General features: G+C 67.6%; 18 protein-coding genes. 8 read left to right on the forward strand and 10 right to left on the reverse strand.

The features are described from left to right. Positions 1 to 203: 203 nt before the first annotated feature. The 3 genes from ACFWPX_RS02560 to ACFWPX_RS02570 all read right to left on the reverse strand — a co-directional run bounded on the left by ACFWPX_RS02560 (position 204) and on the right by ACFWPX_RS02570 (position 3469). Positions 204 to 608 (reverse strand): DUF779 domain-containing protein, encoded by a 405-nt coding sequence (locus ACFWPX_RS02560; protein WP_378925276.1) that lies wholly within the window; start codon positions 606 to 608, stop codon positions 204 to 206. Then, a complete protein-coding gene (adh, locus tag ACFWPX_RS02565; protein ID WP_378925277.1) occupies positions 608 to 2125 on the reverse strand; it encodes an aldehyde dehydrogenase in 1518 nt (505 codons plus the stop codon). Before adh ends, ACFWPX_RS02560 begins: the two co-directional genes overlap by 1 nt. Positions 2126 to 2242: 117 nt before the next feature. Beyond that, on the reverse strand, positions 2243 to 3469 hold the full coding sequence (locus ACFWPX_RS02570; protein WP_378925279.1) for a transcriptional regulator: 1227 nt from the start codon (positions 3467 to 3469) through the stop codon (positions 2243 to 2245). A gap of 167 nt (positions 3470 to 3636) precedes the next feature. Between ACFWPX_RS02570 and ACFWPX_RS02575 the strand changes: the two genes are divergently transcribed. From ACFWPX_RS02575 to ACFWPX_RS02585, 3 genes are read left to right on the forward strand one after another with little or no spacing between them, the layout of a single operon-like run. After that, entirely contained in the window at positions 3637 to 4587 is a 951-nt protein-coding gene (locus ACFWPX_RS02575; protein ID WP_378925281.1) for an ATP-binding cassette domain-containing protein, read from the forward strand. Continuing rightward, positions 4584 to 5399 (forward strand): ABC transporter permease, encoded by an 816-nt coding sequence (locus tag ACFWPX_RS02580; RefSeq protein WP_378925282.1) that lies wholly within the window; start codon positions 4584 to 4586, stop codon positions 5397 to 5399. The genes ACFWPX_RS02575 and ACFWPX_RS02580 overlap by 4 nt, the downstream gene beginning before the upstream one ends. After that, entirely contained in the window at positions 5396 to 6187 is a 792-nt protein-coding gene (locus tag ACFWPX_RS02585; RefSeq protein WP_378925284.1) for an ABC transporter permease, read from the forward strand. Before ACFWPX_RS02580 ends, ACFWPX_RS02585 begins: the two co-directional genes overlap by 4 nt. 25 nt (positions 6188 to 6212) lie before the next feature. On the opposite strand, the gene ACFWPX_RS02590 is transcribed toward ACFWPX_RS02585, so the two are convergent. After that, positions 6213 to 7424, reverse strand: coding sequence for an oxygenase MpaB family protein (locus tag ACFWPX_RS02590; RefSeq protein WP_378925286.1), 1212 nt, complete (start codon positions 7422 to 7424; stop codon positions 6213 to 6215). A 75-nt stretch (positions 7425 to 7499) separates the two neighbouring features. Here ACFWPX_RS02590 and ACFWPX_RS02595 point away from each other — a divergent pair, with 75 nt between their 5' ends. Continuing rightward, entirely contained in the window at positions 7500 to 8123 is a 624-nt protein-coding gene (locus ACFWPX_RS02595) for a TetR/AcrR family transcriptional regulator (protein WP_378925288.1), read from the forward strand. A gap of 11 nt (positions 8124 to 8134) precedes the next feature. Here the strand turns inward: ACFWPX_RS02595 and ACFWPX_RS02600 are convergent, their stop codons facing one another. Further along, positions 8135 to 8539, reverse strand: coding sequence for a MarR family winged helix-turn-helix transcriptional regulator (locus ACFWPX_RS02600; protein WP_378925290.1), 405 nt, complete (start codon positions 8537 to 8539; stop codon positions 8135 to 8137). 77 nt (positions 8540 to 8616) lie between these two features. Between ACFWPX_RS02600 and ACFWPX_RS02605 the strand changes: the two genes are divergently transcribed. From ACFWPX_RS02605 to ACFWPX_RS02615, 3 genes are all read left to right on the forward strand, one after another. Then, the gene (locus ACFWPX_RS02605; protein ID WP_378925292.1) at positions 8617 to 10437 is read left to right on the forward strand and encodes an ABC transporter ATP-binding protein; all 1821 of its coding nucleotides are present in this window, start codon (positions 8617 to 8619) and stop codon (positions 10435 to 10437) included. A 158-nt stretch (positions 10438 to 10595) separates the two neighbouring features. After that, positions 10596 to 11537: a methionyl-tRNA formyltransferase gene (locus tag ACFWPX_RS02610; protein WP_378925294.1), complete on the forward strand. Its 942-nt coding sequence runs from the start codon at positions 10596 to 10598 to the stop codon at positions 11535 to 11537. A gap of 76 nt (positions 11538 to 11613) precedes the next feature. Beyond that, positions 11614 to 17526 carry an amino acid adenylation domain-containing protein gene (locus ACFWPX_RS02615; RefSeq protein ID WP_378925296.1) on the forward strand — a complete coding sequence of 1971 codons (5913 nt, stop codon included), beginning with the start codon at positions 11614 to 11616 and terminating at the stop codon, positions 17524 to 17526. Positions 17527 to 17942: 416 nt separating this feature from the next. Here the strand turns inward: ACFWPX_RS02615 and ACFWPX_RS02620 are convergent, their stop codons facing one another. Beyond that, complete coding sequence (locus tag ACFWPX_RS02620) at positions 17943 to 18356, reverse strand: winged helix-turn-helix transcriptional regulator (protein WP_378925298.1); 414 nt, start codon at positions 18354 to 18356, stop codon at positions 17943 to 17945. A 97-nt stretch (positions 18357 to 18453) separates the two neighbouring features. Here ACFWPX_RS02620 and ACFWPX_RS02625 point away from each other — a divergent pair, with 97 nt between their 5' ends. Further along, positions 18454 to 19326 carry an alpha/beta fold hydrolase gene (locus tag ACFWPX_RS02625; protein WP_378925300.1) on the forward strand — a complete coding sequence of 291 codons (873 nt, stop codon included), beginning with the start codon at positions 18454 to 18456 and terminating at the stop codon, positions 19324 to 19326. Positions 19327 to 19405: 79 nt separating this feature from the next. Here ACFWPX_RS02625 and ACFWPX_RS02630 read toward each other — a convergent pair whose 3' ends face one another. From ACFWPX_RS02630 to ACFWPX_RS02645, 4 genes are all read right to left on the reverse strand, one after another. After that, entirely contained in the window at positions 19406 to 19684 is a 279-nt protein-coding gene (locus tag ACFWPX_RS02630; protein WP_378925302.1) for a hypothetical protein, read from the reverse strand. A gap of 271 nt (positions 19685 to 19955) precedes the next feature. Beyond that, entirely contained in the window at positions 19956 to 20822 is an 867-nt protein-coding gene (locus ACFWPX_RS02635) for an SAM-dependent methyltransferase (RefSeq protein ID WP_378925304.1), read from the reverse strand. A 220-nt stretch (positions 20823 to 21042) separates the two neighbouring features. After that, positions 21043 to 21306: a DUF2283 domain-containing protein gene (locus ACFWPX_RS02640; RefSeq protein WP_378925306.1), complete on the reverse strand. Its 264-nt coding sequence runs from the start codon at positions 21304 to 21306 to the stop codon at positions 21043 to 21045. Beyond that, complete coding sequence (locus ACFWPX_RS02645; RefSeq protein ID WP_378925308.1) at positions 21297 to 21653, reverse strand: hypothetical protein; 357 nt, start codon at positions 21651 to 21653, stop codon at positions 21297 to 21299. The genes ACFWPX_RS02640 and ACFWPX_RS02645 overlap by 10 nt, the downstream gene beginning before the upstream one ends. Positions 21654 to 22371: the final 718 nt, after the last annotated feature.

The raw sequence follows: 22371 nt of genomic DNA on the forward strand, positions 1-22371 counted from the left end.
GTGTGGTTCTCGCGTACGGTCCCGGCGCGGGTGTCACCGTCGGCGCGGTGATCGTGGCCAATCCCGGGGGGTGGGGGGGTGTTGCCGGGTCCGGCTTTGCGGGGGGGTGGGGCGCCCTCGGGCGCGCCCGCCCCCCCGCCGGCTCGGCGCTGTCGGTAGTGCGGTGGCCCAGGCGCGGGGACACAAGTCCCCGGCCGGTCGGCTCAGGTGACCGGATACGCTCCGGCCCGAGGCGGCGGAGCAGTGGCCAGTGCGTCGAATTCCGCGTCGGTGAGCAATCGTGAGCGGACGATGAACCGCAGGCCCTCCGGCGCCTCGAGCGAGAACCCACTCCCCCGTCCAGGAACCACATCGAGGGTGAGGCGGGCGTGCTTCCAGTACTCGTACTGATCCGCGCTCATCCAGTACGGCGTATCCACCCCGACAGTGCCGAGTAGCACATCGGCCGCCCCCACGAGGAACTCGTCGCGTCGGCAGCACATCGGTGCACTGCCGTCGCAGCAACCGCCGGACTGATGGAACATGACCGCACCGTATTGCCGAATAATGTTACGCAGCAACGCTTCTGCGCGTTCGGTCAATTCGACGCGATCGACGCGGTCCGGCATCAGAAGAAGCCGAGCTTCTTCGGGGAGTAGCTCACCAGCAGATTCTTGGTCTGCTGGTAGTGATCGAGCATCATGGCGTGGTTCTCGCGGCCGATGCCGGACTTCTTGTAGCCGCCGAACGCCGCGTGCGCGGGGTAGGCGTGGTAGCAGTTGGTCCACACCCGGCCCGCTTTGATGCCGCGGCCGAGGCGGTAGGCGGCGTTCATGTCGCGGGTCCACACGCCCGCGCCGAGACCGTAGAGGGTGTCGTTGGCGATTTGCAGCGCCTCCTCGGTGGAGTCGAAGGTCGTCACCGACACGACCGGGCCGAAGATCTCCTCCTGGAAGATCCGCATGTCGTTGCTGCCCTTGAAGATCGTCGGCTCGACGTAGAAGCCGCCGGGGTACTCCTCGACCTTGCGCGCGCCGCCACCGGTCAGCAACTCGGCACCCTCCGCACGGCCGATGTCGATGTAGGACAGGATCTTCTCGAACTGATCGTTGCTGGCCTGGGCGCCGATCATGGTGGTCTCGTCGAGCGGGTTGCCGCTGATGATGGCCTTGGTGCGCTCGAGGCAGCGGGCCATGAACTCGTCGTAGATCGAGGAGGCGATCAGCGCGCGCGACGGACACGTGCACACCTCACCCTGGTTGAGCGCGAACATCACGAAGCCCTCGATGGCCTTGTCGAGGTAGTCGTCGTCGGCGGCCATCACATCGGCCAGGAAGATGTTGGGGCTCTTGCCGCCCAGTTCGAGGGTGACCGGAATGATGTTCTCACTGGCGTACTGCATGATCAGGCGGCCGGTGGTGGTCTCACCGGTGAAGGCGACCTTCGCCACGCGCGGGCTCGACGCCAGCGGCTTACCCGCCTCCACACCGAAACCGTTGACCACGTTGAGAACTCCCGGCGGCAGCAGATCCGCGATCAGTTCGACCACCTTGAGGATCGACACCGGCGTCTGCTCGGCCGGCTTGAGCACCACGCAGTTGCCCGCGGCCAGCGCGGGCGCCAGCTTCCAGGTCGCCATCAGGATCGGGAAGTTCCACGGAATGATCTGCGCGACAACACCGAGAGGCTCGTGGAAGTGGTAAGCGACAGTGTCGCCGTCGAGTTCGCTGACCCCGCCCTCCTGCGCGCGGACCACCCCGGCGAAGTAGCGGAAGTGGTCGACGGCCAGAGGCAGGTCCGCGGCCTTGGTCTCGCGCACCGGTTTGCCGTTGTCCCATGACTCGGCGACCGCGAGCTGCTCGAGATTCGCCTCGATCCGGTCCGCGATCTTGTTGAGAACGGCGGCTCGCTCGGCGATCGAGGTGGCTCCCCATGCGGCGGCGGCGCGATGCGCGGCATCCAGAGCGAGCTCGACATCCGCCGCCGAAGACCGGGCGACTTCGCAGAAGACCTGGCCGTCGATCGGCGACGAATTCTCGAAGTAGCGACCCTCAACCGGAGCAGTCCATTCGCCGCCGATGAAGTTGTCGTATCGAGCGGCGTAGTCGACGATGCTGCCGTCCGTGCCGGGCTTGGCGTAGATCATGACCGAACTCCTCGCTGAGTAAGTGACTTGAAGCACACGACAAGACGGTCGTGCTTCAGGTCACTATGCGCGGGGAGGGTTGGCACAAAGTTGACCCACGATTTGCGGGTTCGGCGCTCAGCTCCGCAGCGCGGCGTGCAGCCGGGCCGCGGCGACAGCCCGGCGGGAATCGCGAACCGGCAACAGACGCAGCACGTGCTCGTGCACCTCGATGTCGTCGAGTGCCCGCGCCCCGTACTGGAGCGCGTGTTCGGCATCGTCACTCGACAGCACCGCGGTGCGGATCGCGACCTCCAGATAGTCGCGCCACTCCACGATTCCTGGAGTGTCCGATCCCGGTAGTAATGGGCCGCGATAGAGCCGCACCGCGGACGCGACATCACCGGCCGCGAGCGAAGCCAGCAGATCCACGGCATCGCAGGAAAGCGGGGTGGTCAGCTGATACACACGATTGGCGATCTCGCCGCCGGTCGCGCGCCGCAGATGCGAGACATCGGCTTTCAGGGTGCTCGAGATGATCGGCCGGTCACCGTAGATGGCATAGTTCAGCCGCTCCGGGGTGTATCCGTCGGGTTCGAGCGCGAGCAGTGCGAGGATCTCGAGCTGGCGACGCCGCAGCCGGACCTGCACTCCGTCCCGCATCATCCGGGCAGTACCCAGACACCTGAGCTGAACACCGGTCGCGGTGTCAGCGGAGCGGCCGGGCAGCCGACTCTCGATGGCGCTGACCAAGGTCCGCACTGTCGACATGGCCAGGGGGTGGGAGCGGTCCCAGGTCGTGGAGAGGTCGAGCACCCCGAGCTGACGCCCGTCGGCGGCCCGAATCGGAGCGCAATAACACACCCAACCGTGCAGAGCCTCCACCAGATGTTCGGCCGAGAACACTGTGCTCGGTGCTCCCGTGCGCAGGGCGAGCGACAGCGCGTTCGTCCCCATGTGCGCCTCGTCCCAGCAACCTCCAGGCGCGAAGTTCACGCGCTCGGCCCGTCGCTGCATCACCGGGCCGCCATAGGACCAGAGGATGGTGCCGGATTCATCGGTGATCGCGGCGATATAGTCGGCGTCATAAGCGATTCCGTGCAGCTGGTCGGCCAACTCGGTCACCGGACCGTGTAGCGGCGATTCCGCCCAGCGCGGTCCGACATCACCGAATTCGCTGCTCGGGGCGCCGTCACGGGTCGGGTCGACCGTCTGCAGCGAGCGCGTCCAGGATTGCGCCACTTCACTGCGCACAGGCATTTCGCTACCGGTTCCCGGTTTCTCCGAGGACGGGCTCGGTACCCGGCGGGACCATTCTTCTTCTAGAGCCGCCCGTCGCTGCCGAAGGGCACTGCTGTCTACCATGGCGGTGTGTCTTCCTCATCACATTCTTCGAGGAACTCCATCATGCCTCTTATGTCCGATCGAGGACAGTTCCGCCCAGCCCGGCCGCCAGACTGTCCCTCGCCATACGGTCGTGGTCCATGCCGCCACCTAGCCATTACAGGCTGAGTTAGGTTAGGTTTACCTCCATGGTGGAATATGCCGTGGAGACCGAGGGTCTCGTCAAACGGTTCGGCGGGGTGACCGCGCTGGATGGGCTCGGGTTCGCGGTGGAACGGGGCACGATCGCGGGGGTGCTCGGACCGAACGGGGCGGGAAAGACGACAACGATCGATGTACTGACCACATTGCTGGTTCCCGACGCGGGTCACGCGCGAGTCGCCGGTCACGATGTGGTGGCCGACGCGGGAGCGGTCCGGTCGGTGATCGGACTGACCGGGCAATTCGTCGCCCTGGACGAGAACCTGACCGCGCGCGAGAACCTGGCCCTGTTCGGGCGGCTGCTGAAACTGGGACGTCGGCGGGCGGCGGAGCGCGCCGACGAACTCCTGAGCCGCTTCGATCTCACCGATGCCGCCGATCGGCGCAGCGGCACCTTCTCCGGCGGCATGCGGCGACGGCTCGACCTCGCGGCATCCTTGATCGGCCAACCGGAAGTGCTCTTCCTCGACGAACCGACCACCGGTCTCGACCCGCGCAGCCGCGCGGTGCTGTGGGACGTGGTCCGCGACCTGCGCGACGACGGCATGACCATCCTGCTCACCACCCAATACCTGGACGAGGCAGACGAACTGGCCGACCGGATCGTGGTGGTCGACCACGGCCGTGTCATCGCCGACGGCACCGCCGACGAGCTCAAGGACCAGGCCGGGGGTTCGGTCTGCCACATCACCGCGGCCGAAGGCGACCGCCCCCGGATCGCCGCCGCGCTGGCGGATATGACCGGGTTCGCCGAGCTGACCGACGGCGTCGCCGTCGCCGCCTCGGGTGCCGCGACGCTGGTCGATGTCGTGCGCAAGCTCGATGCCGCCGAGATCGCCGTCGACGACATCGCCCTGCGCCGCCCGACCCTCGACGACGTGTTCTTCCGCCTCACCGGGCACCCGAGCGTCCCCGGCGAGACAGAGGACACCCCATGACGACGACCATCGCCCCATCGGAAGCCGTTGCCGCGGCGCCCCGCCCACATCCGTCGATCTGGGCAGACACCGCGATCCTGGCCGGTCGCCACCTGCGGTTGATGAGCAGACGCCCCGCCTCCATCATCGGCGCCGTCGTGCTGCCGCTGATCTTCGCGACGATGTTCTACGTCGTGTTCGGCACCGTGGTCGAGCGCCGGATCGGCAGCGGCTACGGGCAGTACCTGCTGCCCGCGGTGATTCTGCAGGCGATGCTGTTCACAGCCATGTCGGCGGCCATCCTGTCGGTCGAGGACGTGACCGGCGGCATGATCCGCAGGCTCCGCTCCATGGCGGTCTCGCCGGTCGCCCCGGTGCTGGGACTGGTCGGCGCGGAGCTGACCCGGGCGCTGCTGACGATCGCGGTCCTGCTGCCCGCCGGCGCCGTCATGGGCTTCCGCCTCGGTGGTGGGGTGCTCGCATCGATCGGATTCGGCCTCATCGCACTGTTCTTCGCCGCGGTGGTGTGCACCGGGTTCATCGCGATCGGTTTCGCGGCGGGCAAGGTGGACTCGGTGCAGGTGATCACCAATGTCATCTTCTTCCCGTTCCTGCTCGTGTCGAACGCCTTCACACCGACCGAGGCCTTCCCGGACTGGTTGCAGCCGTTCGTCGCCAACCAGCCGCTCAGCCGCACCGCCGACGCGCTGCGTGCGCTGGCCGACGCCGAGGCAGCTCTGGCCAGGCCGGTCACGATCGCTCTGCTGTGGTTGAGCGGCGGGTTCGTCGTGTGTGTCGCGGTCGCGGCCCGTGCCTACCGGAGGTCACTGTGAACGAAACCCGCACCGCGACGGGACCCCGCCCGCACCTGCTCATCGACGGATGGGCACTCACGATCCGCGCCATCCGGGTGACGCTGCGCAACCCCGTCCTGCTGATGATGGCGACGTTCTTCCCCCTCATCCTGCTGGTGCTGATGACGGTGTCGTTCGGCTCGCTGGTCGCCCCCGGCGGCAGCCGGGCCGACTACGTGAACTTCAGCCTGCCGCTGTTCGCCGTGATGGGCATCGCGTTCGCCGGGCTGGGCACCGCCATGACGACCTTCGACGATCTGCAATCGGGATTCGACCGCCGGCTACGGGCGATGCCGATCGCGCGAGCGGCCCCGCTGATCGGGCGAATCGCGGGGGATACGGTGCGCAACCTGATCACCCTGCTCGCGGTGATCGGGGTCGGCTATCTGCTCGGATTCCGTTTCACGGGCGGCGTGCTCGGCGTGATCGGCTTCGTCGTGTTGCCGCTGATCTTCGGCACCGGGGTCGCCTGGATGATGGTGGCGATCGCGGTCTACGCCAAGTCCGGGGAGGCGGTGGGTTCGGCTCTCAACGCGATCCTGCTGGTGGCCTCGTTCCTGTCGACCGGATTCGTGCCACGCCAGGATCTCCCCTCGTGGATCCAGCCCGTCGCCGCCGCCAACCCGGTGTCGTCGGTGGTGGAGGCGATGCGCGGGCTGGCGTCGTCCGGACCGATCGCATCGCCCACCTGGCGCGCGCTGGCGTGGACGGTGGCGCTGACGGCGGTTTTCGCGACGCTCGCCATTCGCGGATACCGCCGGCGTTGAAGCCCGCACCGCCTTTTGTGGCTTACTAGGCCGCGTGCGTCAGTCGCGCGGCGGCCGCGCCCACGGTCGGTCCGGCGCTGACCAGCACGCGCATGAACCGATCCTGTTCCCGCGCACCACGAGTCGCCGCCCGGTCGAGCCCGCCGGGAAGCAGGCGGGTGGCCGAGCGCACGAGATTGGTCGGGATACGCAGGGCCGGGTACCACGGCACGATCACCGTCGGCAGCCCGAGCGCGCGCATCGCGCGGCGGCCGAGGAACGTCCCCGTCACCGACAGGTGCTGGGCGTAGGCGAGCCTGCGGCGGACCGCGGGCAGCCGGTCGTAGTTCCACGACAGCGGGTCTCGTGACATCGGCACCGCGAGTAGACGAGTCGACTCGTCGGGGTCGGCCAAGGCGGACAGCGTGTGCACGAGTACGCGCACGCCGTCACGGAAGGAATGCGGCAGCCACCGCTCCTCGACTCCGAGCAGCCAGCCGACGTAGCGGACCAGGTGCGCGACAGCGTCGGTTTCGGCGGGGGTGAGCAGCAGACCCATCCCCATACTCCCGATCGAGGGTGCGATGAAGGCACCGACGAGCGTGGCCGCCATGTCGGTCTGGTTGATGGGCAAGCCCCAGTCATCGGCCTGCCAGTCCGGCAGCGCGGCCACGTGACGGCGGACGAACGCGTGGATGAGCCGCACCCGGATCGTGGACTGGTACCCCAGACCCTGCGGGGACAATCCGTCCTCGGACAGGACATCCATCGCCCACTGCATCGTCTCCGCCCACCGCTGGTTGGAGCCCTTTTCCAGTGCTCCGGTGCGCAACAACGTCTTGTTGAAGCCGGAGAACTGGTAGCCGCCGAGCATGGCGACGTCCCGTGCGATGTACATGCCGTCGGATCCGCCGGTGAGCATGACCTTGGCCCCGCGCACGAGCTTTTCGTGGTCGACCCAGACCGGAACGGCCTCCACCGCGGCGAAGAACTCGCGCAGCGGTTCGGGCGCCTCCGGAACCGAGGAGATGCCGTGGGTGACCGCTCGATCGAACAGCGGGCGTATCTGCCTCGCGCCCGTGGTGACCATCCAGTCGACCAACCGATCCATCGCCTCGTCGCCGACGAGCAGACCCTCGCCGAGTTGCTGCCATTGAACCGGGTCGGGGCTGGTGACCCCCAGCATCGCCGCGAAGCCGCCGACGATCGCCGGGGGGCGGTGTGGACGATCGGGATGACGGGTGGGAACGGTGGCCATCGGCACTCCTCGTTGAGCGACGCAAACTGGATAACGACTGATATCCAAATTAGGTCGGCTGCTACAGTGCTGTCAATGGCGCGTGCAGAGGTGGTCCGGTCCTACCGGGGAATCAGCGCGGCGAATAGACGCGACGAACGCCGCGACAAGCTCCTCGCCGCGAGTCGGCAGATCTGGGGCGAGGCCGGACTGACCGAAGTCACCGTGCGCCGTGTGTGCGCCGCGTCGGGGTTGACGCCGCGCTACTTCTACGAGCACTTCGCCACCAGGGACGCCCTGATCCTCGCGGTCGCCGAGCAGGTGCGCGAGGAGCTGTTCACCATCATGGTCGAGGTGAGCCAGGCCGAGCCGGGTGGGCTCAAACGCAAGCTGCTGCAGGCATTGACGACCTACCTCGACACGATCGCAGCCGACCCGAGCATTCACCGCATCCTCACCAGCGATGCGCACAGCGTCGCCGGACTCGAAGAACTACGCACCCGCGCCGTCGGCATCGTCACCGATCTCGTCGTGCAGTACAGCGCGGAGTTCCTCGACGCCCCCGCGAACCCGGAGATCCGGCGTCAGGAAGCACTCTTCGTCGTCGGCGGGGTCAATCAGCTCGTCGAAGCCTGGCTGCGCGACCCCCGCCAGTCGACCACCGAAGTGGCCACGCTTTGCACCGCACTAGCGCTCGCCGTGGTGAACAGATCCGACTGACGCTGCTCGCTTCAGACGACGAGCTTGCCGAGGATGTCCCGCAGTAAGGCGCGCTCGTGGTCGGTGAGTCGTCCGAAGAAGTCGTCGGCGTCCTTCGTCCGAGCTGCGGTCAGGGTGGCCAGCGTCCGTTTGCCCTGCGCGGTCACCGCCACGAGGATCGCGCGGCGGTCTGTCGGGTCCGGCTCCCGCGTGACCAGGTCGGCCTCCTCGAGCGCGTCCACCACTTCGGTGGCCGACCGGGGGCTGATCCGCAACGCGTCGGCAATAGCCGACAGCCGGAGACCATCGTGCTCGCCGGTCACGCGCAGCGCGCGGGCCTGGTGCGGGGTCAGCCCGATCGGCGCGTACGCCGCCGCCCAGCGCCGACGGAGCGTCCTGGCCACCTGCATCAGCAGGTCGCTCTCGTTGTCGGGCATAAACCCGCCTCTCGCTGTGTTTCCCTTACCAGATAGTGAGGTAACCTCAGCATAATCACAACCCAAGGGGGTTGCATATGGAAGTGAAAGTCTCCGCCGGCGGCGGCCGGACCCGGCGACCCGACCCGGCCGACCGCGCACAACTGCGCGAGTCCCCCGTGTCCCTGCGCCGGATCGCCGCGCTCTTCGCGCCGTACCGGCTGCAGCTCACCCTGCTGACCGCCCTGATCGTGGCGGGTTCGACGATCAGCCTCGCCTCGCCGTTCCTGCTGCGACTGGTGATCGATGACGCGCTGCCGCACCAGAACGTCTCACTGCTGCTCTGGGCCGTGGGCGGCATGCTCGCCGTCACCGTGCTCACCGCGGCGCTCGGCGTCGGCCAGACGCTCATCTCCACCACCGTCGGGCAGCAGGTCATGCATGTCCTGCGTGCCGATGTGTTCCGCCATCTGCAGCGGCAGTCGCTGGCGTTCTTCACCCGCACCCGCGGCGGTGAGGTCCAGTCCCGCCTGATCAACGATGTCGGCGGCATGCAGTCCGTGGTCACCAGCACCGCGACCTCCATCGCGAGCAACGTCACCACCGTGGTCGGCACGGCCGTCGCGATGGCGGTGCTGTCGTGGCGGTTGTCGCTGTTGTCGCTGGTGGTGCTGCCGCCGGCGATCTGGCTGACCCGGCGCGTAGCTCTGCTGCGCCGCGACATCACCGCCCAGCGCCAACGTCACCTCGCCGACCTGCACGGCCAGGTCGAGGAGGGACTTTCGGTGAGCGGGGTGCAGCTGGGCAAGACCCTCGGCACCGGTCCTCTCGCATCCGCCCACTTCGAGAAGACCTCGCACGACCTGGTCGGCCTCGAAGTGCGCTCACAGCTCGCGGGCCGCTGGCGGATGGCCACCATGAGCATCCTGTTCGCGGCCATCCCCGCCCTGCTCTACCTCGCCGCCGGGCTTCCGGCGACCAGCAGCGGCATGACGATCGGCACGCTGGTCGCCTTCACCACGCTGCAGGCCGGGCTGTTCAGGCCGCTGATGGCCCTGCTCAACGTGGGTGTCGAAGTGACCAGCTCGATGGCGTTGTTCAGCCGGATCTTCGGCTATCTCGACCTTCCGGTCGAGATCGATGAGCCGACTCAGCCGGTCGACCTCGACCCGCGCGATGTCGTGGGCGAAGTCCGGTTCGAGGATGTCGGCTTCCGCTACGACGCGGCGGGCCCCGACGTGCTCGATGGCGTCTCGCTCGTCGTGCCGCCCGGGTCGACGCTGGCCCTGGTCGGCGAGACCGGCTCCGGCAAGACCACTCTCGCCTCGCTCGTCGCGCGACTGCACGACGCGACCGCCGGGCGGGTGAGCATCGACGGCGTCGACGTCCGCGATCTGGAGCTCGGCACCCTCGCTCGCATCGTCGGTGTGGTGTCGCAGGAGTCCTACCTGCTGCACACAACCATTCGCGAGAACCTGCGCTACGCCAAGCCCGACGCCACCGACGCGGAGATCGAGCGCGCGGCCCGCGCCGCTCAGATCCACGAGCTGATCGCCTCGCTGCCTCAGGGCTACGACACCGTGGTGGGGTCGCGCGGTCACCGGTTCTCCGGCGGTGAGAAGCAGCGTATTGCCCTGGCCCGCACCCTGTTACGCGACCCGCGCGTGCTGGTGCTCGACGAGGCGACAAGTGCCCTCGACAACGAGACCGAGCGCGCGGTGCAGGCCGCCATCGACGTGGTGGCACAGGGCCGCACGGTCATCACGATCGCGCACCGGCTCAGCACCATCCGCGAAGCCGACCAGATCGCCGTACTCCACCACGGCCGGGTCGTCGAACTCGGCGACCACACAGCGCTGATCGATGACGGCGGACGCTACGCCCGGCTCAACGGCGCCGCCGAGGTCGCGGCAGCCTGACTGAACCGGCCATCGCAATGCACACCTCGGCGCCCCAGCCCTGATCCGAAGACGGGCCGCATCGAGACCGGCCACGCGGTCACGTCTCGGCCGGGCATACAGAACGTACCCACGACTATGTAAGGTAAGCCTACACATAGACGAAGGTAGGTAGATCCATGCGCATCGTGTCGTTCGGTTTCCAAACTTGGGGTCGCAAGACCCTGCAGGCTCTGATCGACTCGGAGCATGAGGTGGTCCTCTCGGTCACCCATCCGGCCGCGGAATCCTCCTACAAGGCGATCTGGAACGATTCGGTCGAGGAACTGGCCAGGGAGCACGGGATCCCGGTGCACCTCACCGAACGTGCCGACGCCCAGACCATCGACCTCGTCAAGCGTGCCGAACCCGATGTGATCGTGGTCAACAGCTGGTACACCTGGATGCCCGCGGAGCTGTACGACATGCCGCCCCACGGCACCCTGAATCTGCACGATTCACTGCTGCCGAAGTTCACCGGGTTCTCGCCGGTGCTGTGGGCGCTGATCAGTGGTGCCGAGGAATTCGGCCTCACGGTGCACCGCATGGACGAGCAGCTCGACACCGGCGACATCCTGGTCCAGCAGCGCCTGCCGATCCCGCCCGGCGCCACCGGCACCGAGCTCGTCCTCGCCGGCATGGAGTTGATCCCCGGTGCGGTGCACGAGGCTCTCGCGGCCCTCGAGAACGGCACCGCGGTGTGGACGCCGCAGAACAAGGCCGAGCGCACCTACTTCCACAAGCGGTCCGATCGCGACAGCCGGGTCGACTGGTCCCTGGACGCGGCCGATTCGGAGCGGTTCGTGCGGGCACTGTCGGCGCCGTATCCGCGCGCCTACTCCTACTACCGCGGTGAGCGCATCGAGATTCTCGACGCGGTGATCTCGGAGGCGCGCTACGGCGGCACCGCCGGCCGGGTCATCGTTCAGGAAGGTGGCGGCGCGGTCGTGTGTGGCTCCCAGCCGCACCGGGGTGGCAACCACGCATTGGTGATCACCCGTGTCCGTAGTGCGGCGGGCACCGAACACGACGGTGCCGAGTTCTTCGCTCGCGGTGGATATCTCACCGACGACCCCGCCTGAGTTCCCGGTTCCGCGGCGCCCGGCCGACGGCACGGGCGCTGTTTTCCATCTCTTCTCTCCCAGCTTCTGAGGCACCATGATTTCCCACGGTTCGATCCCTGCTGTCCGCCCGCTCACCGCGGCACAACGCGAGGTGTGGTTCGCTCAGCAATTGCTCGGACCGGTGCCGCTCACCATCGCCCAGTACGTCGACCTGCGCGGACCGCTCGACCTCGCGGCATATCGCCGCGCGGCCCACCTGGCCGCGCGTGATCTGGGCGCCTACGTGCGTTTCACCATCATCGACGGGCAGCCGGGACAGGTGCACGACGACGGCATCGACGACCACATCGCCGTCGTCGACTACAGCGGGGAATCAGACCCGGAGGCCGCCGCCCGAGCCTGGATGCAGGCCGATCAGTGCGCACCGTTCGACCTGGTCACCGATCCACCCATCGTGACCACGGTCGTGCGGCTGAGCGCGGACCATCACCTGCTCTACACCCGTGCCCATCACCTGGCGCTCGACGGCCTCGGTGGCGTCCGCATGCAGCACCTGCTGAGCGACCACTACACGGCTCTGCTGACGGGGGCCGAAACACCTTCGGCCGCAGTCGATTCGACGGCTGTGCTCACCGCCGCGGAGGCGAGCTACCTGGGCTCGCGGCGGTATGGAACCGACCGCGAGTACTGGCGCGAGCAGCTTGCCGTGCTGCCTGCCCCGACGACCCTCGCGACGCGGCCCGGTGCTCCCGATCCGCTCCCGATCCACGCCCGCGCCGAGCTGCCGGAATCGCTGGTCGAGCGCCTGCGCACGCGTGCCGACTTCCCCGGCAACGCGCCCGTGCTGATCGCGGCGTTCGCCGCGTTCCTCAGCAGGCTCACCGACACCGACTCGGTCAGCCTGAGCCTGCCGGTCACCGCGCGAACCGTCGCCGCGCTGCGCGAATGCGGCGGCATGACATCGAATATCGTGCCGCTGCACTGCTCGGGCGCCACCGTCGGCGCCGCCATCGCCCGCGCGCGTGCCGAGCTGAGCGGGGCACTGCGCCACCAGCGCTATCGCGGTGCCGAGATGGTCCGCGACAGTGGGCGCCGAGCCGAGTCGCTGGGCTTCGGGCCCGCGGTCAACATCATGAACTTTCACACCGAACTGATACTCGGCCCGGCACGCGGCACCATCGAACTGCTGTCCACCGGGCCGGTCGAGGATCTCGCGCTCAACGTGTATCCGGTGACCGATTCCGGGTTGCGGGTCGAGTTCGAAGCCAACCGCCATCGCTACACCGAGGCCGAGGTCACCGCGCATCTGGATCGGTTCGTCGGATTCCTGACGGCGCTCGCCGACGCTGACGACGATGTGCCGATCGACCGGTTGCCGATCCTCACCGCCGCCGAGGCGAACCTGCTCGTCCCCTGGCGCGGACCGACGGCGGGGGCACCGGCCACGCTGAGTGAGCTGATCACCGCCGCCGTCGCGACCGACCCGGACGGCATCGCCGTCGTTTACGGCGAGAAGCGCTGGACCTACCGCGAATTCGATGCGTGGACCGACCGCCTCGCCGGTGCGCTCCAGGCCGCGGGTGCCGGCCCCGAGACCTTGGTCGCGATGGTCATGGAACGTTCCGCGGCCTCGGTCGGTGCGATCTGGGCGATCACCAAGACCGGGGCGGGTTTCGTGCCGATCGACGTGGGCTACCCGGCCGAGCGCATCGCGCACATCCTCGGCGACTGCGGTGCCACCCTCGGCGTCACCGGCGTCGAGCACCCGGCGGATCTGCCCGACTCGGTCCACTGGACGATCGTCGACCCCGATGCGACACCGGAGGCCGAGCCGCGACAGCCCGTCCCCGCCCGGCCCGAGCACCCCGCCTATCTCATCTACACCTCCGGTTCCACCGGCGTCCCCAAGGGCGTGCTGGTGACCCACGGTGGACTCGCGAACCTGGCGGCCGAGCGCCGCGACCGCTACGCGTTGCGCCCCGGCGCCCGCACCCTGCACCACGCCTCCCCCGGTTTCGACATGGCGGTCGGCGAGATCCTGTGCGGACTGGCCGGAGCGGCGACGCTGGTGGTGGCCCCGCGCTATGTGATGGCCGGGCCCGATCTGGCCGAGCTCATGCGGCGCGAGCGGGTGACCAACGCCATCATCACCCCGGCGGTGCTGGCCACCCTCGACCCCGAGACACTGCCCGACCTGCGTGTGCTCGGCGTCGGCGGGGAGGCGATCCGCCCCGATCTGGTATCGGCCTGGTCGCGAACCCGGTTGATGCGCAACGGATACGGCCCCACCGAAGCCACCGATATCGCGACCATCGCGGAGCTGACCCCGGACCGGTCGGTGACGATCGGCGCGCCCCTGCGCGGATTCCACGCACTGGTACTGGACGCCCGATTACGCCCGGTCCCGCCCGGTGTCATCGGCGAGCTCTACCTCGGCGGCCCGGCCCTGGCCCGCGGCTACCACGGACGGCACGCGTTGACCGCGGACAGATTCGTCGCCGACCCGTTCGGCCCGCCCGGCGGACGGGTGTACCGCACCGGTGACCTGGTGACCCTCACCGCCGACGCCGAGCCCGAACTGATCTACCACGGCCGCAGCGACTTCCAGATCAAGGTGCGCGGTCACCGCATCGAGCCGGGCGAGATCGAGACCACGCTCACCGGCCTCCCCGGCGTCGGCCGGGCCGCCGTCACCGCCCATCAGGATGCCAGGGGCACCCATCTGGTGGCCTACCTGGTGCCGGACGGTCCACTCGATGTGGAGCTGGTGCGGCTCCAGGTCGCCGAACAGCTGCCCCCGTATCTGCGGCCCAGCGCCTACCTCGTACTCGACACCTTGCCGCTGACCCCCAACGGCAAGCTCGACACCCGTCGCCTGCCCGCGCCGGTGTTCGGCCACCACGGTTCCCGGCCCGTCTCGACGGACTCGGAGCGAACGGTGGCGGCGGCCTTCACCGAGGTCCTCGCGATCGAGGTGCCCGGTGCCGAGAGCGACTTCTTCGAACTCGGCGGGACCTCACTCACCGCGACCGCGCTCGCGGCGCGCCTCGGTATCGGTGTCCGCGCTGTCTTCGACGCACCGACCGTCGCGGCACTGGCGCTGCGACTCGACGATCCCGAGAACCCGGCCGAGGACGCACCGGTGCCCGAAGCCCGGCCCGAACACCTGGCGCCTGCCCCGGCGCAGCTGCGGATGTGGCTGCTCAATCAGCTGTACCGGGATTCGTCGGCGTACCACCTGCCGATCGCGTTGCGCCTGACGGGATCTCTCGATGTGGCGGCACTCGATGCCGCGGTGCGCGACGTGGTGGACCGGCACGAGGTGCTGCGCACGGTGTATCCCGCAGGCAGCACCGGGCCACAGGTGCGCATCCTGACCGTCGACGCGGCACTTGGCGGTGCACCGCTGACCGCGCGCGCACTCGACCGGGCCGAGCTGGACGCCGAACTCGCGGTGGCAGTCGCTGCACCTTTCGACGTCACCACCGACGCGCCGATCCGGCTGGCGCTGTGGAATCTCGGCCCCGACGACCATGTGCTCGCGCTGGTCGCCCATCACATCGCCGCCGACGGCTGGTCGCACGGTCCGCTCGTGGCCGACCTGTCCGCGGCGTACACCGCGCGGGCGGACCGACGGCAGCCGACGTGGGAGCCACTGCCGCTGCAGTACGCCGATTACACGCTGTGGCAGCACCGACGGCTCGGTGATCGCCACGATCCGAGCTCCCGCGCCGCCCATCAGCTCGCCCACTGGGTGGATACGCTGAACGGCGCGCCCGACCAGCTGCCGCTACCGACCGATCGAGTCCGCACTCCCGGCTCCGGCAGGCCGGGCGGCACCGGCGCGGTGGTCGAGTTCGAGATCGGCGCCGACATCGGGGCGGCGCTGGCCGAGCTGGCCCGCCGACACAACGCGACTCCCTTCATGGCCGGTTACGCGGCGTTCACCGTGCTGCTCGGCGACCTGGCCGGGATCGCGGACGTGACGGTCGGGACCCCCGTCGCGGGCCGCGGACACCCCGCCCTCGACCGCTTGGTCGGCATGTTCGTGAACACCCTGCCCCTGCGCCTGACCCTCGATCCGCAGGAACACTTCACCACCCTGCTGACGCGCGCCAGGGAGGTGGCGCTCACCGCACTCGACAACGCCGACGTCCCCTTCGATCACATCGTCGAAGCGGTGAATCCGCCCCGCGACACCACCAGGCACCCGCTGTTCGAGGCCGTGTTCTCCTACGAGAACCTGCCCGCGTCACCCTCGCTCGACCTCGGCGGCCTGACTGCTACCCCTGTCGAGATCCCCTGGGAAACAACGCATTTCGACCTCGCCCTGACGCTGCGCGAGCAGTCGGGCACCGGCGGATCGACAGGCAGCCTGCGCTACGCCACCGACCTCTACGACGCGGCGACGGTGGCCGGGTTCGCGGCGCGGTTCCTCGACATCCTGACGACGATCGCCGCGCATCCCGAGGCGACTGTCGCACAGCTGTCCGACACGGCCGGACCCGGTCTGCCCGAGCGTCCGGCGCGGGAAAGCGCCACCGGCGCGCCTGCCTGTGACGGCGAGCCGGCGACTGTGCGCGAGCTCGCGGTGGCCCAGGTGTTCGCCGATGTGCTGGAACGGGATTCGGTCGCGGTCGACGAGAGTTTCTTCGATCTCGGCGGCACCTCGCTGCTGGTCTTCACACTCCGGTCGGAGCTGCGGACCCGGCTCGGCATCGATGCCGACCCTCGCATGCTCTTCGAAGCGCCGACGCCGCGCGCGGTGACCGCGGCGGTGACGGCCGAGGCGGGCGCGGCGGCGGCCGGCCACTGGACCGACATGCTGATCGCCGACGCGAGCCTGGATCCCACGATCACCGTGCCGCAGGCGTTCCCGGCACCCCCGACCTCGGCGGACGAGGTACTCCTCACCGGCGCCACCGGATTCGTCGGCATCCACCTGCTGCGCGAGCTGCTCGACCGCACCGCATCGCGCGTCTGGTGCCTGGTCCGCGCCGAGGACGCCGACGATGTGCGCCGCCGCCTCGAAACGACGCTCCAGCGATACGGACTCGGCACCGAGGGGCTCGCCGAACGGGTCGTGCCGGTACCGGGAGACCTCGCCGCGCCGCGCTTCGGGCTCTCCCCCGATACCTGGGCCGAACTGGCCACGCAGATCGAGGTGATCTACCACAACGGCGCCCGCGTGAATCATCTGGAATCCTATGCCTCCCTGCGTCCGGCCAATATCGCCGGAACCGTCGAGATCCTGCGGCTGGCGGTCGACACCAGGGTGAAGGCGCTGCATTTCGTGTCCACTGTGTCGGCGGCGGTCGGTGTCGGGCACACCGGAATCGTCACCGAGCGCACGGCGATCACCGCCGATCAGGTGCCGCGCAACGGGTATCTGGCCACCAAATGGGTAGCCGAGCAGCTGGTTCTCGCGGCAGCCGAACGCGGGTTGCCGGTCGCTGTGCACCGTCCCGGCCTGGTCGCCGGATCGATCAGCAGCGGCGCGAACAGTGCCGACGACGCGTTCTGGACGCTCATCCGTTCGGCCGCCCATCTCGGAGTCGCGCCCGACATCGAATCCGCCGACGTCACCTTGGCCCCGGTGGACTACGTGGCCCGCGCACTGGTCGAACTCGCCACCGGGCGCCAGCCCAACACCGAGATCTACCATCTGGTCAACAGCGCGCCCACCAATGTCGGCGACATCCTGAACACCCTGCGCCGCAGCGGTTTTCCCGTCGAAACGGTGTCGGTGACCGACGCCGCCGAGCGCCTCGCCGGGCAGATCGCCCAGCACGCCGACCTCATGCGCGCGGCACTCGTCGCCGACAACTACCTCAACGGCGGCGGCGACGCCCTGATCGTCGACGACACCGGCACCCGAGCGGTACTGGATCAATCCGGTGTGCGTTGTCCGGCGATCGATGCCGCTGTCCTACAGCGCTATATCGACGGTTTCATCACCGCGGGTCTGCTACCGACACCGGTGGCCGACCGGTCAGAGGTCCGCTAGTTGAGCACACAATCCAGCACCAGCACAACGGACACTTCCTCGACGCCCACACCACCGCGGAGAAGGACTTCGCGGTGGTCCGTCTGCCTATCGATCGCTAGGCGCGCCCCGCGTACTGATAACTGCTGGAAAATCCCCAGGAGCCATCGGGGCTCTTTTGGTACTGGTACACAGCCTGACTAAGCGCCGAGTTGTGGATCACGGTGCAGAACAGGCAGATTCAGTACAGCTCGGCGGCAAAATCTTGGGATGTACTCACTGGAATAGCTTTCCTCAGAACAATGAGTGCAACAAGCGCACCCGCGGTGAGGGTGGTGGTAGCGCGACCGATGGCCGCGTGGCCCTGTGTGTGCAACCCACCCCGAACAGGGCAAGTGCCGGTCGCCGAGAACGCGCGATAAGCGGCTACAGAGAAGCTATTTGGCGGTTGGGTCGGCTTGTGCGTCGTTGACGGCCCCGGCGCGGTCGATCTCGGCCATATGATCCTCGGCCCAGGTGCGCAGCGCCGCCAATGGGACCTCCAGGGACAAGCCCAGTTCGGTGAGCCGGTAGTGCACGCGTGGTGGCACCGTCGGCTCCACTCGGCGGGTGACGAGACCGTCCCGGGTCAGATTGTGCAGGGTCACCGACAGCATCTTCTGGGATACACCGGGCATTCGCCGCCGCAGCTCGGCGAACCGCACCTCACCCGGGGCGGCCTGTGCGAGGACCTTGACCGCCATCGACGTCCATTTTGTGCCGATGCGGTCCAGCAACTGACGTGTCGGACATTGGGAATCGAACAGATCGCCGCGATCCGGTGCCTTCGCGTGCGCTGATCGAGTAGTCACCTGGACCTCACCACCTGTAGTCAACGTGCCGTCTTGGCAGCCTAACGGAGATTACCTACCGTTTCCTGGTAACCAATAGTAACTACCTGGAGGTCTCATGCCCCGCACGCCGCCGCTCCATGCCGCGTCTATCGAGCTGCGCCAGATCGAGACCAACGGCATCCGCGCCAATGTCGCCATTGCCGGCTCCGGCCCCGCGGTCGTTCTGCTGCACGGCTTTCCGCACACCTGGCGATTGTGGAGCGAGATCATCGGCCCGTTGTCCGCGCAGTACCGGGTGATAGCCCCGGACCTACGCGGGTTCGGCGCCACCAGCCGTGCGTCGGACGGCTACGACGTCGGCACGCTGGCCACCGATATCGCCGGGATCCTCGATGCCCTCGGCGAACCCACCGCGGCCGTCGTCGCGATCGATGCCGGTACCCCGGTCGCGGTCCTGCTCGCCCTTCGGCACCCCGACCGGGTACGGCGGCTGGTGGTCATGGAAGCGCTGCTGGGCACGCTCCCCGGCGCCGAGGACTTCCTCGTCGCGGGTCCGCCGTGGTGGTTCGGATTCCATGCCGTCCCCGGTCTCGCCGAAACGGTCCTGCTCGGCCACGAGGCGCGGTATATCGAGTGGTTTCTCACCACTGGCACCCGCGGCAGGGGCGTGCGGGTAGATATCCACGACGCGTTCATCGACGCCTACACCGGAGATGACGCCCTACGCTGCGCCTTCTCCTATTACCGCGCACTGCCGACCAGCGCCAACCAGATAGATCACGCCGTGGCGACCGACCGGCTCACCACACCCACCCTGGCGATCGGCGCCCACCCGGTCGGCGACGCGCTGGAGCGGCAGCTACGCCCCATCGCCGAGGACCTCACAGGACACGTCATTCCGGATTGCGGTCACATCATCCCGTTGGACCGGCCGCAGGAACTGCTCAGTCTCATGTTGCCTTTCCTCGCCGCCGAGCGACCCGCCTGACGCCTATTCGGTCTGCCGATCGAATTCACCCTGTTGCGAAGGAGCTGAGTACGTCCCTGATGCTGTCTGCTCGGTGTCATCAGCGGACGTCGACGGCTTCAGCGCCAGGCTCGTTGCGCCGGAAAGCAAGCAGCCATCCCTGTGGCAGCGCTACATGCGCGGGTACGTCAAGACGCTCGATGCTTTCCTCGATCATGTAGGGAGCCGAAAAGTCCGCGATGACTTCGGCTCCGATACACGAGACCGAGTCCCAATCGTCATCTGAAGTCTCGCCGTCAACTACGAACCGAAGGAAGACGCGCGAGCTTTCGTCCTTGCAGAACACAGCCCTGACAACGGATGGAAGGTTGCCTGACATGGCGCGATTCACCGAACACAGTAGGGTTATGTGCTTCTGCTCTTCCTCGATACTTGGGACCACATTCCTAGTATCCCGGACCACCAGAGGTACGCGCACCTAGATATAAGCGGATAGTCGCTGGGTAGCAATCGCGCTTTCGCAGATGAGGTACGCGTTTCGGCGCTCGTTCATGGCACAACCCACCCCCAATGGCCGCAAGCCCTGGCCCCACGAAGGCAGGCCAGGTCTCGTTCGGAGCGAGGCCCGAGATGGTGAATGCAGTTCGTCATCAGTGGAGTTTGCCCACGGCGGCGTAAGCACTCAGATCCCACGCCGCACGGTGGCGTGGCATAGCGAAAAGTGCACGTACCCCGTCACCGTCACTGGGGACGAGCGGCCACCGGTGTGGGGCGACCAGGCCCGGCGTGACGAGTCGGTACCCCGCGAGCATGGCCGTGATCTCTTCGCGCCCGCGCGGGTGGTAATTGATCCCCGCACCGCGCAAAGTTCGGACGGCAGAATGGATCTCGTCGCCGTACACCTCGTCGGTGATGTGGGTGAACACCACCCAGGCCCCTGCCGGGAGTCGGTCGGTCAACGCCGCGACCACGGCCGGGGCATCGATGATCAGTTCCGCGGTACCCGACACGCACACCGCGATCGGCCTGGCCGTGTCCATCACGGCGGTGATATCGGCGAGGACGGTCGCAGTGTCGGTCACGTCGGTATCGGTGAAGAACCGGTTCGGTCCGGTCAGCAGGGCACGACCATACGTGGCGACGACGGGGTCGTTGTCGATATAGAGGGTCCGGGTGGTGCCGCTCCGGCGTCCGGCGATGTCGTGGATGTTCGGGGCGTGCGGGTACCCGCACCCGATGTCGACGAACTGCGACACGCCGTGACGGTCGATCAGGTACTCGACCGCACGCAAGGCGAAACGGTGCGATTCGGTGATCGCAGGCGTGATCGTGTTCGTTGCCAGGGTGGTGGCTAGCGCGTTGTCGGCGGTGTAATGGTCCTTCCCGCCGAGGATCGCGTTGTGGAGGCGTGCGGGGGTGGTCCGGTACGGGTCGATCAGTGCGGACGGGTCGGTGGTGGTCAGTGCAGGCTCCTGCCGCGTCTGGCATCGGAGGTTGTGACTTCTGTTGTGGTGCAACAGAATCGAACGATCCAGCGAGCAGCTCGAGAGGACCGCGTGAAAGCGCTGGCAAGTGCGCCACCCCGAACGACACCACCACGGGTGCGGGTCGGTCGAGGACGGTCTCGACGTCGACCGCTGTCGTATCGCTATTGTCGAACATTGTTGCGGAGCACCGGATCTAAGGTTCGGCGGAATGCCGCGATCTCCGCTTGATCGCGGCGGTCGAGCGCGCGATTCAGCCGAGCTGTTCGGCTGCGGCGAGTGCCTCGGCGGGGATGATTGCTCGTGCGCCGATGATCTCGATTCCGAGCAATAGATCATCGGTACTGAAGTCCAGGACGATGTCGGCCGTTTCCAGAGTGATGGTGTGCTGCCGCACAGCTTCCCCTGGTTCGATACGGCCCTTGAGGTAGATCATCGCGGCGTTCGCTTCCGCGTCGTAGGTCATCCGCACGAGTACGTCTCCTGCCGGGTTGGTTGCACTGTTGGTTAGTTCCATCCTGTCGACACGACGCCGCAATTTGCGTTCAAGACAACCCATACTTTGTCCCCGACGTACTTGATCGTGTCCTCGCCTTTGCGCTTGTACCTCTTGCCGGTGCGGTTGGCCTGGGCGATGGCTTGGTCCATCATGTCTTCGGATATGCCTCGTGATTGCGCTTGCTGGCGGCCGTGCTTGGTGAAGCTGGCCACGCTGTTGCAGAGCGCGATGAACGACAGGTCCTCGCGCATGTTCGACACCGACGATGTGCTCGTACCGCCTGTCCATGGACTTGCCTGGACGGGCGCGCCCATGACAACTATGGCCCCTGCCGCCGCGATGACGGCAGTCGCGGCCCATTTCATGATGTGCATTGTTTCTCCCAACGTTCTTCCGCGCCTTCGGCGTGGAAGTCCCTTCAGCGGCTTAGACGGCGCGGAGGTGGATTCGGTTCCCTTGCAGGGGATATCGGTTCAGAGCGGTTCCCGGGTCACTGGATCATCCCGCTGCGTGGTGGACTCGGAAGCGGGTACTCGGCGAGGTCGAGATGCGGTGGTATCGCCGGATCAGGGTCAGGGCAGCAGGTACAAGCGTTCGTTCGGCAGTCGCGGAAGCCCCGCACAGTGCCGGGAATCGACGGCGACTGTGCCGGGGCGACGAGCCGTCACATCACAGACGAACACCAATGCGGCGGTCAGGCACGCGACGAACTCCATTCGAACACAAGAGAACTGGACCGTGAGGTGAACATCGGGTTCATCGGGACACGGTGAGCGACCGCCGTAGTTCATCGGGGGCTCGGCCTGGGTAGGCAATCTCGGGCGCACTCGAGAACGACAGCCCCCGATGGCCGAAACTTGCTGACGGCCGGAGATACCCAGAACTCACAGCGTGATCGTGGGGTTTCGGCGCAGACGAGTGGGCTGGTCTGAGTCATCCACTCTCCCTGGGTAACCCGGTCATGGGGGCACGTGGGCTGGCTACGTCGAGCGTGGATGAAGCGGGTGCGCTCGTGAGCCAACCGGCTTCGCGCATCGCCTCGAGCATGCCGACGAGTTCGTTGAGCGATGGCCGAAGCGCGGG

This window comes from Nocardia sp. NPDC058518 (genome assembly GCF_042719655.1).
Classification (GTDB): Bacteria; Actinomycetota; Actinomycetes; order Mycobacteriales; family Mycobacteriaceae; genus Nocardia.

Bases quoted from the DNA above. Each gene is read 5' to 3' on its own strand.
- ACFWPX_RS02560 (WP_378925276.1), bottom strand. From the start codon at position 608: ATGCCGGACCGCGTCGATCGCGTCGAATTGACCGAACGCGCAGAAGCG.
- adh (WP_378925277.1), bottom strand. From the start codon at position 2,125: ATGATCTACGCCAAGCCCGGCACGGACGGCAGCATCGTCGACTACGCC.
- ACFWPX_RS02570 (WP_378925279.1), bottom strand. From the start codon at position 3,469: ATGGTAGACAGCAGTGCCCTTCGGCAGCGACGGGCGGCTCTAGAAGAA.
- ACFWPX_RS02575 (WP_378925281.1), top strand. From the start codon at position 3,637: ATGGTGGAATATGCCGTGGAGACCGAGGGTCTCGTCAAACGGTTCGGC.
- ACFWPX_RS02580 (WP_378925282.1), top strand. From the start codon at position 4,584: ATGACGACGACCATCGCCCCATCGGAAGCCGTTGCCGCGGCGCCCCGC.
- ACFWPX_RS02590 (WP_378925286.1), bottom strand. From the start codon at position 7,424: ATGGCCACCGTTCCCACCCGTCATCCCGATCGTCCACACCGCCCCCCG.
- ACFWPX_RS02595 (WP_378925288.1), top strand. From the start codon at position 7,500: ATGGCGCGTGCAGAGGTGGTCCGGTCCTACCGGGGAATCAGCGCGGCG.
- ACFWPX_RS02600 (WP_378925290.1), bottom strand. From the start codon at position 8,539: ATGCCCGACAACGAGAGCGACCTGCTGATGCAGGTGGCCAGGACGCTC.
- ACFWPX_RS02605 (WP_378925292.1), top strand. From the start codon at position 8,617: ATGGAAGTGAAAGTCTCCGCCGGCGGCGGCCGGACCCGGCGACCCGAC.
- ACFWPX_RS02610 (WP_378925294.1), top strand. From the start codon at position 10,596: ATGCGCATCGTGTCGTTCGGTTTCCAAACTTGGGGTCGCAAGACCCTG.
- ACFWPX_RS02615 (WP_378925296.1), top strand. From the start codon at position 11,614: ATGATTTCCCACGGTTCGATCCCTGCTGTCCGCCCGCTCACCGCGGCA.
- ACFWPX_RS02625 (WP_378925300.1), top strand. From the start codon at position 18,454: ATGCCCCGCACGCCGCCGCTCCATGCCGCGTCTATCGAGCTGCGCCAG.
- ACFWPX_RS02630 (WP_378925302.1), bottom strand. From the start codon at position 19,684: ATGTCAGGCAACCTTCCATCCGTTGTCAGGGCTGTGTTCTGCAAGGAC.
- ACFWPX_RS02640 (WP_378925306.1), bottom strand. From the start codon at position 21,306: ATGGAACTAACCAACAGTGCAACCAACCCGGCAGGAGACGTACTCGTG.
- ACFWPX_RS02645 (WP_378925308.1), bottom strand. From the start codon at position 21,653: ATGAAATGGGCCGCGACTGCCGTCATCGCGGCGGCAGGGGCCATAGTT.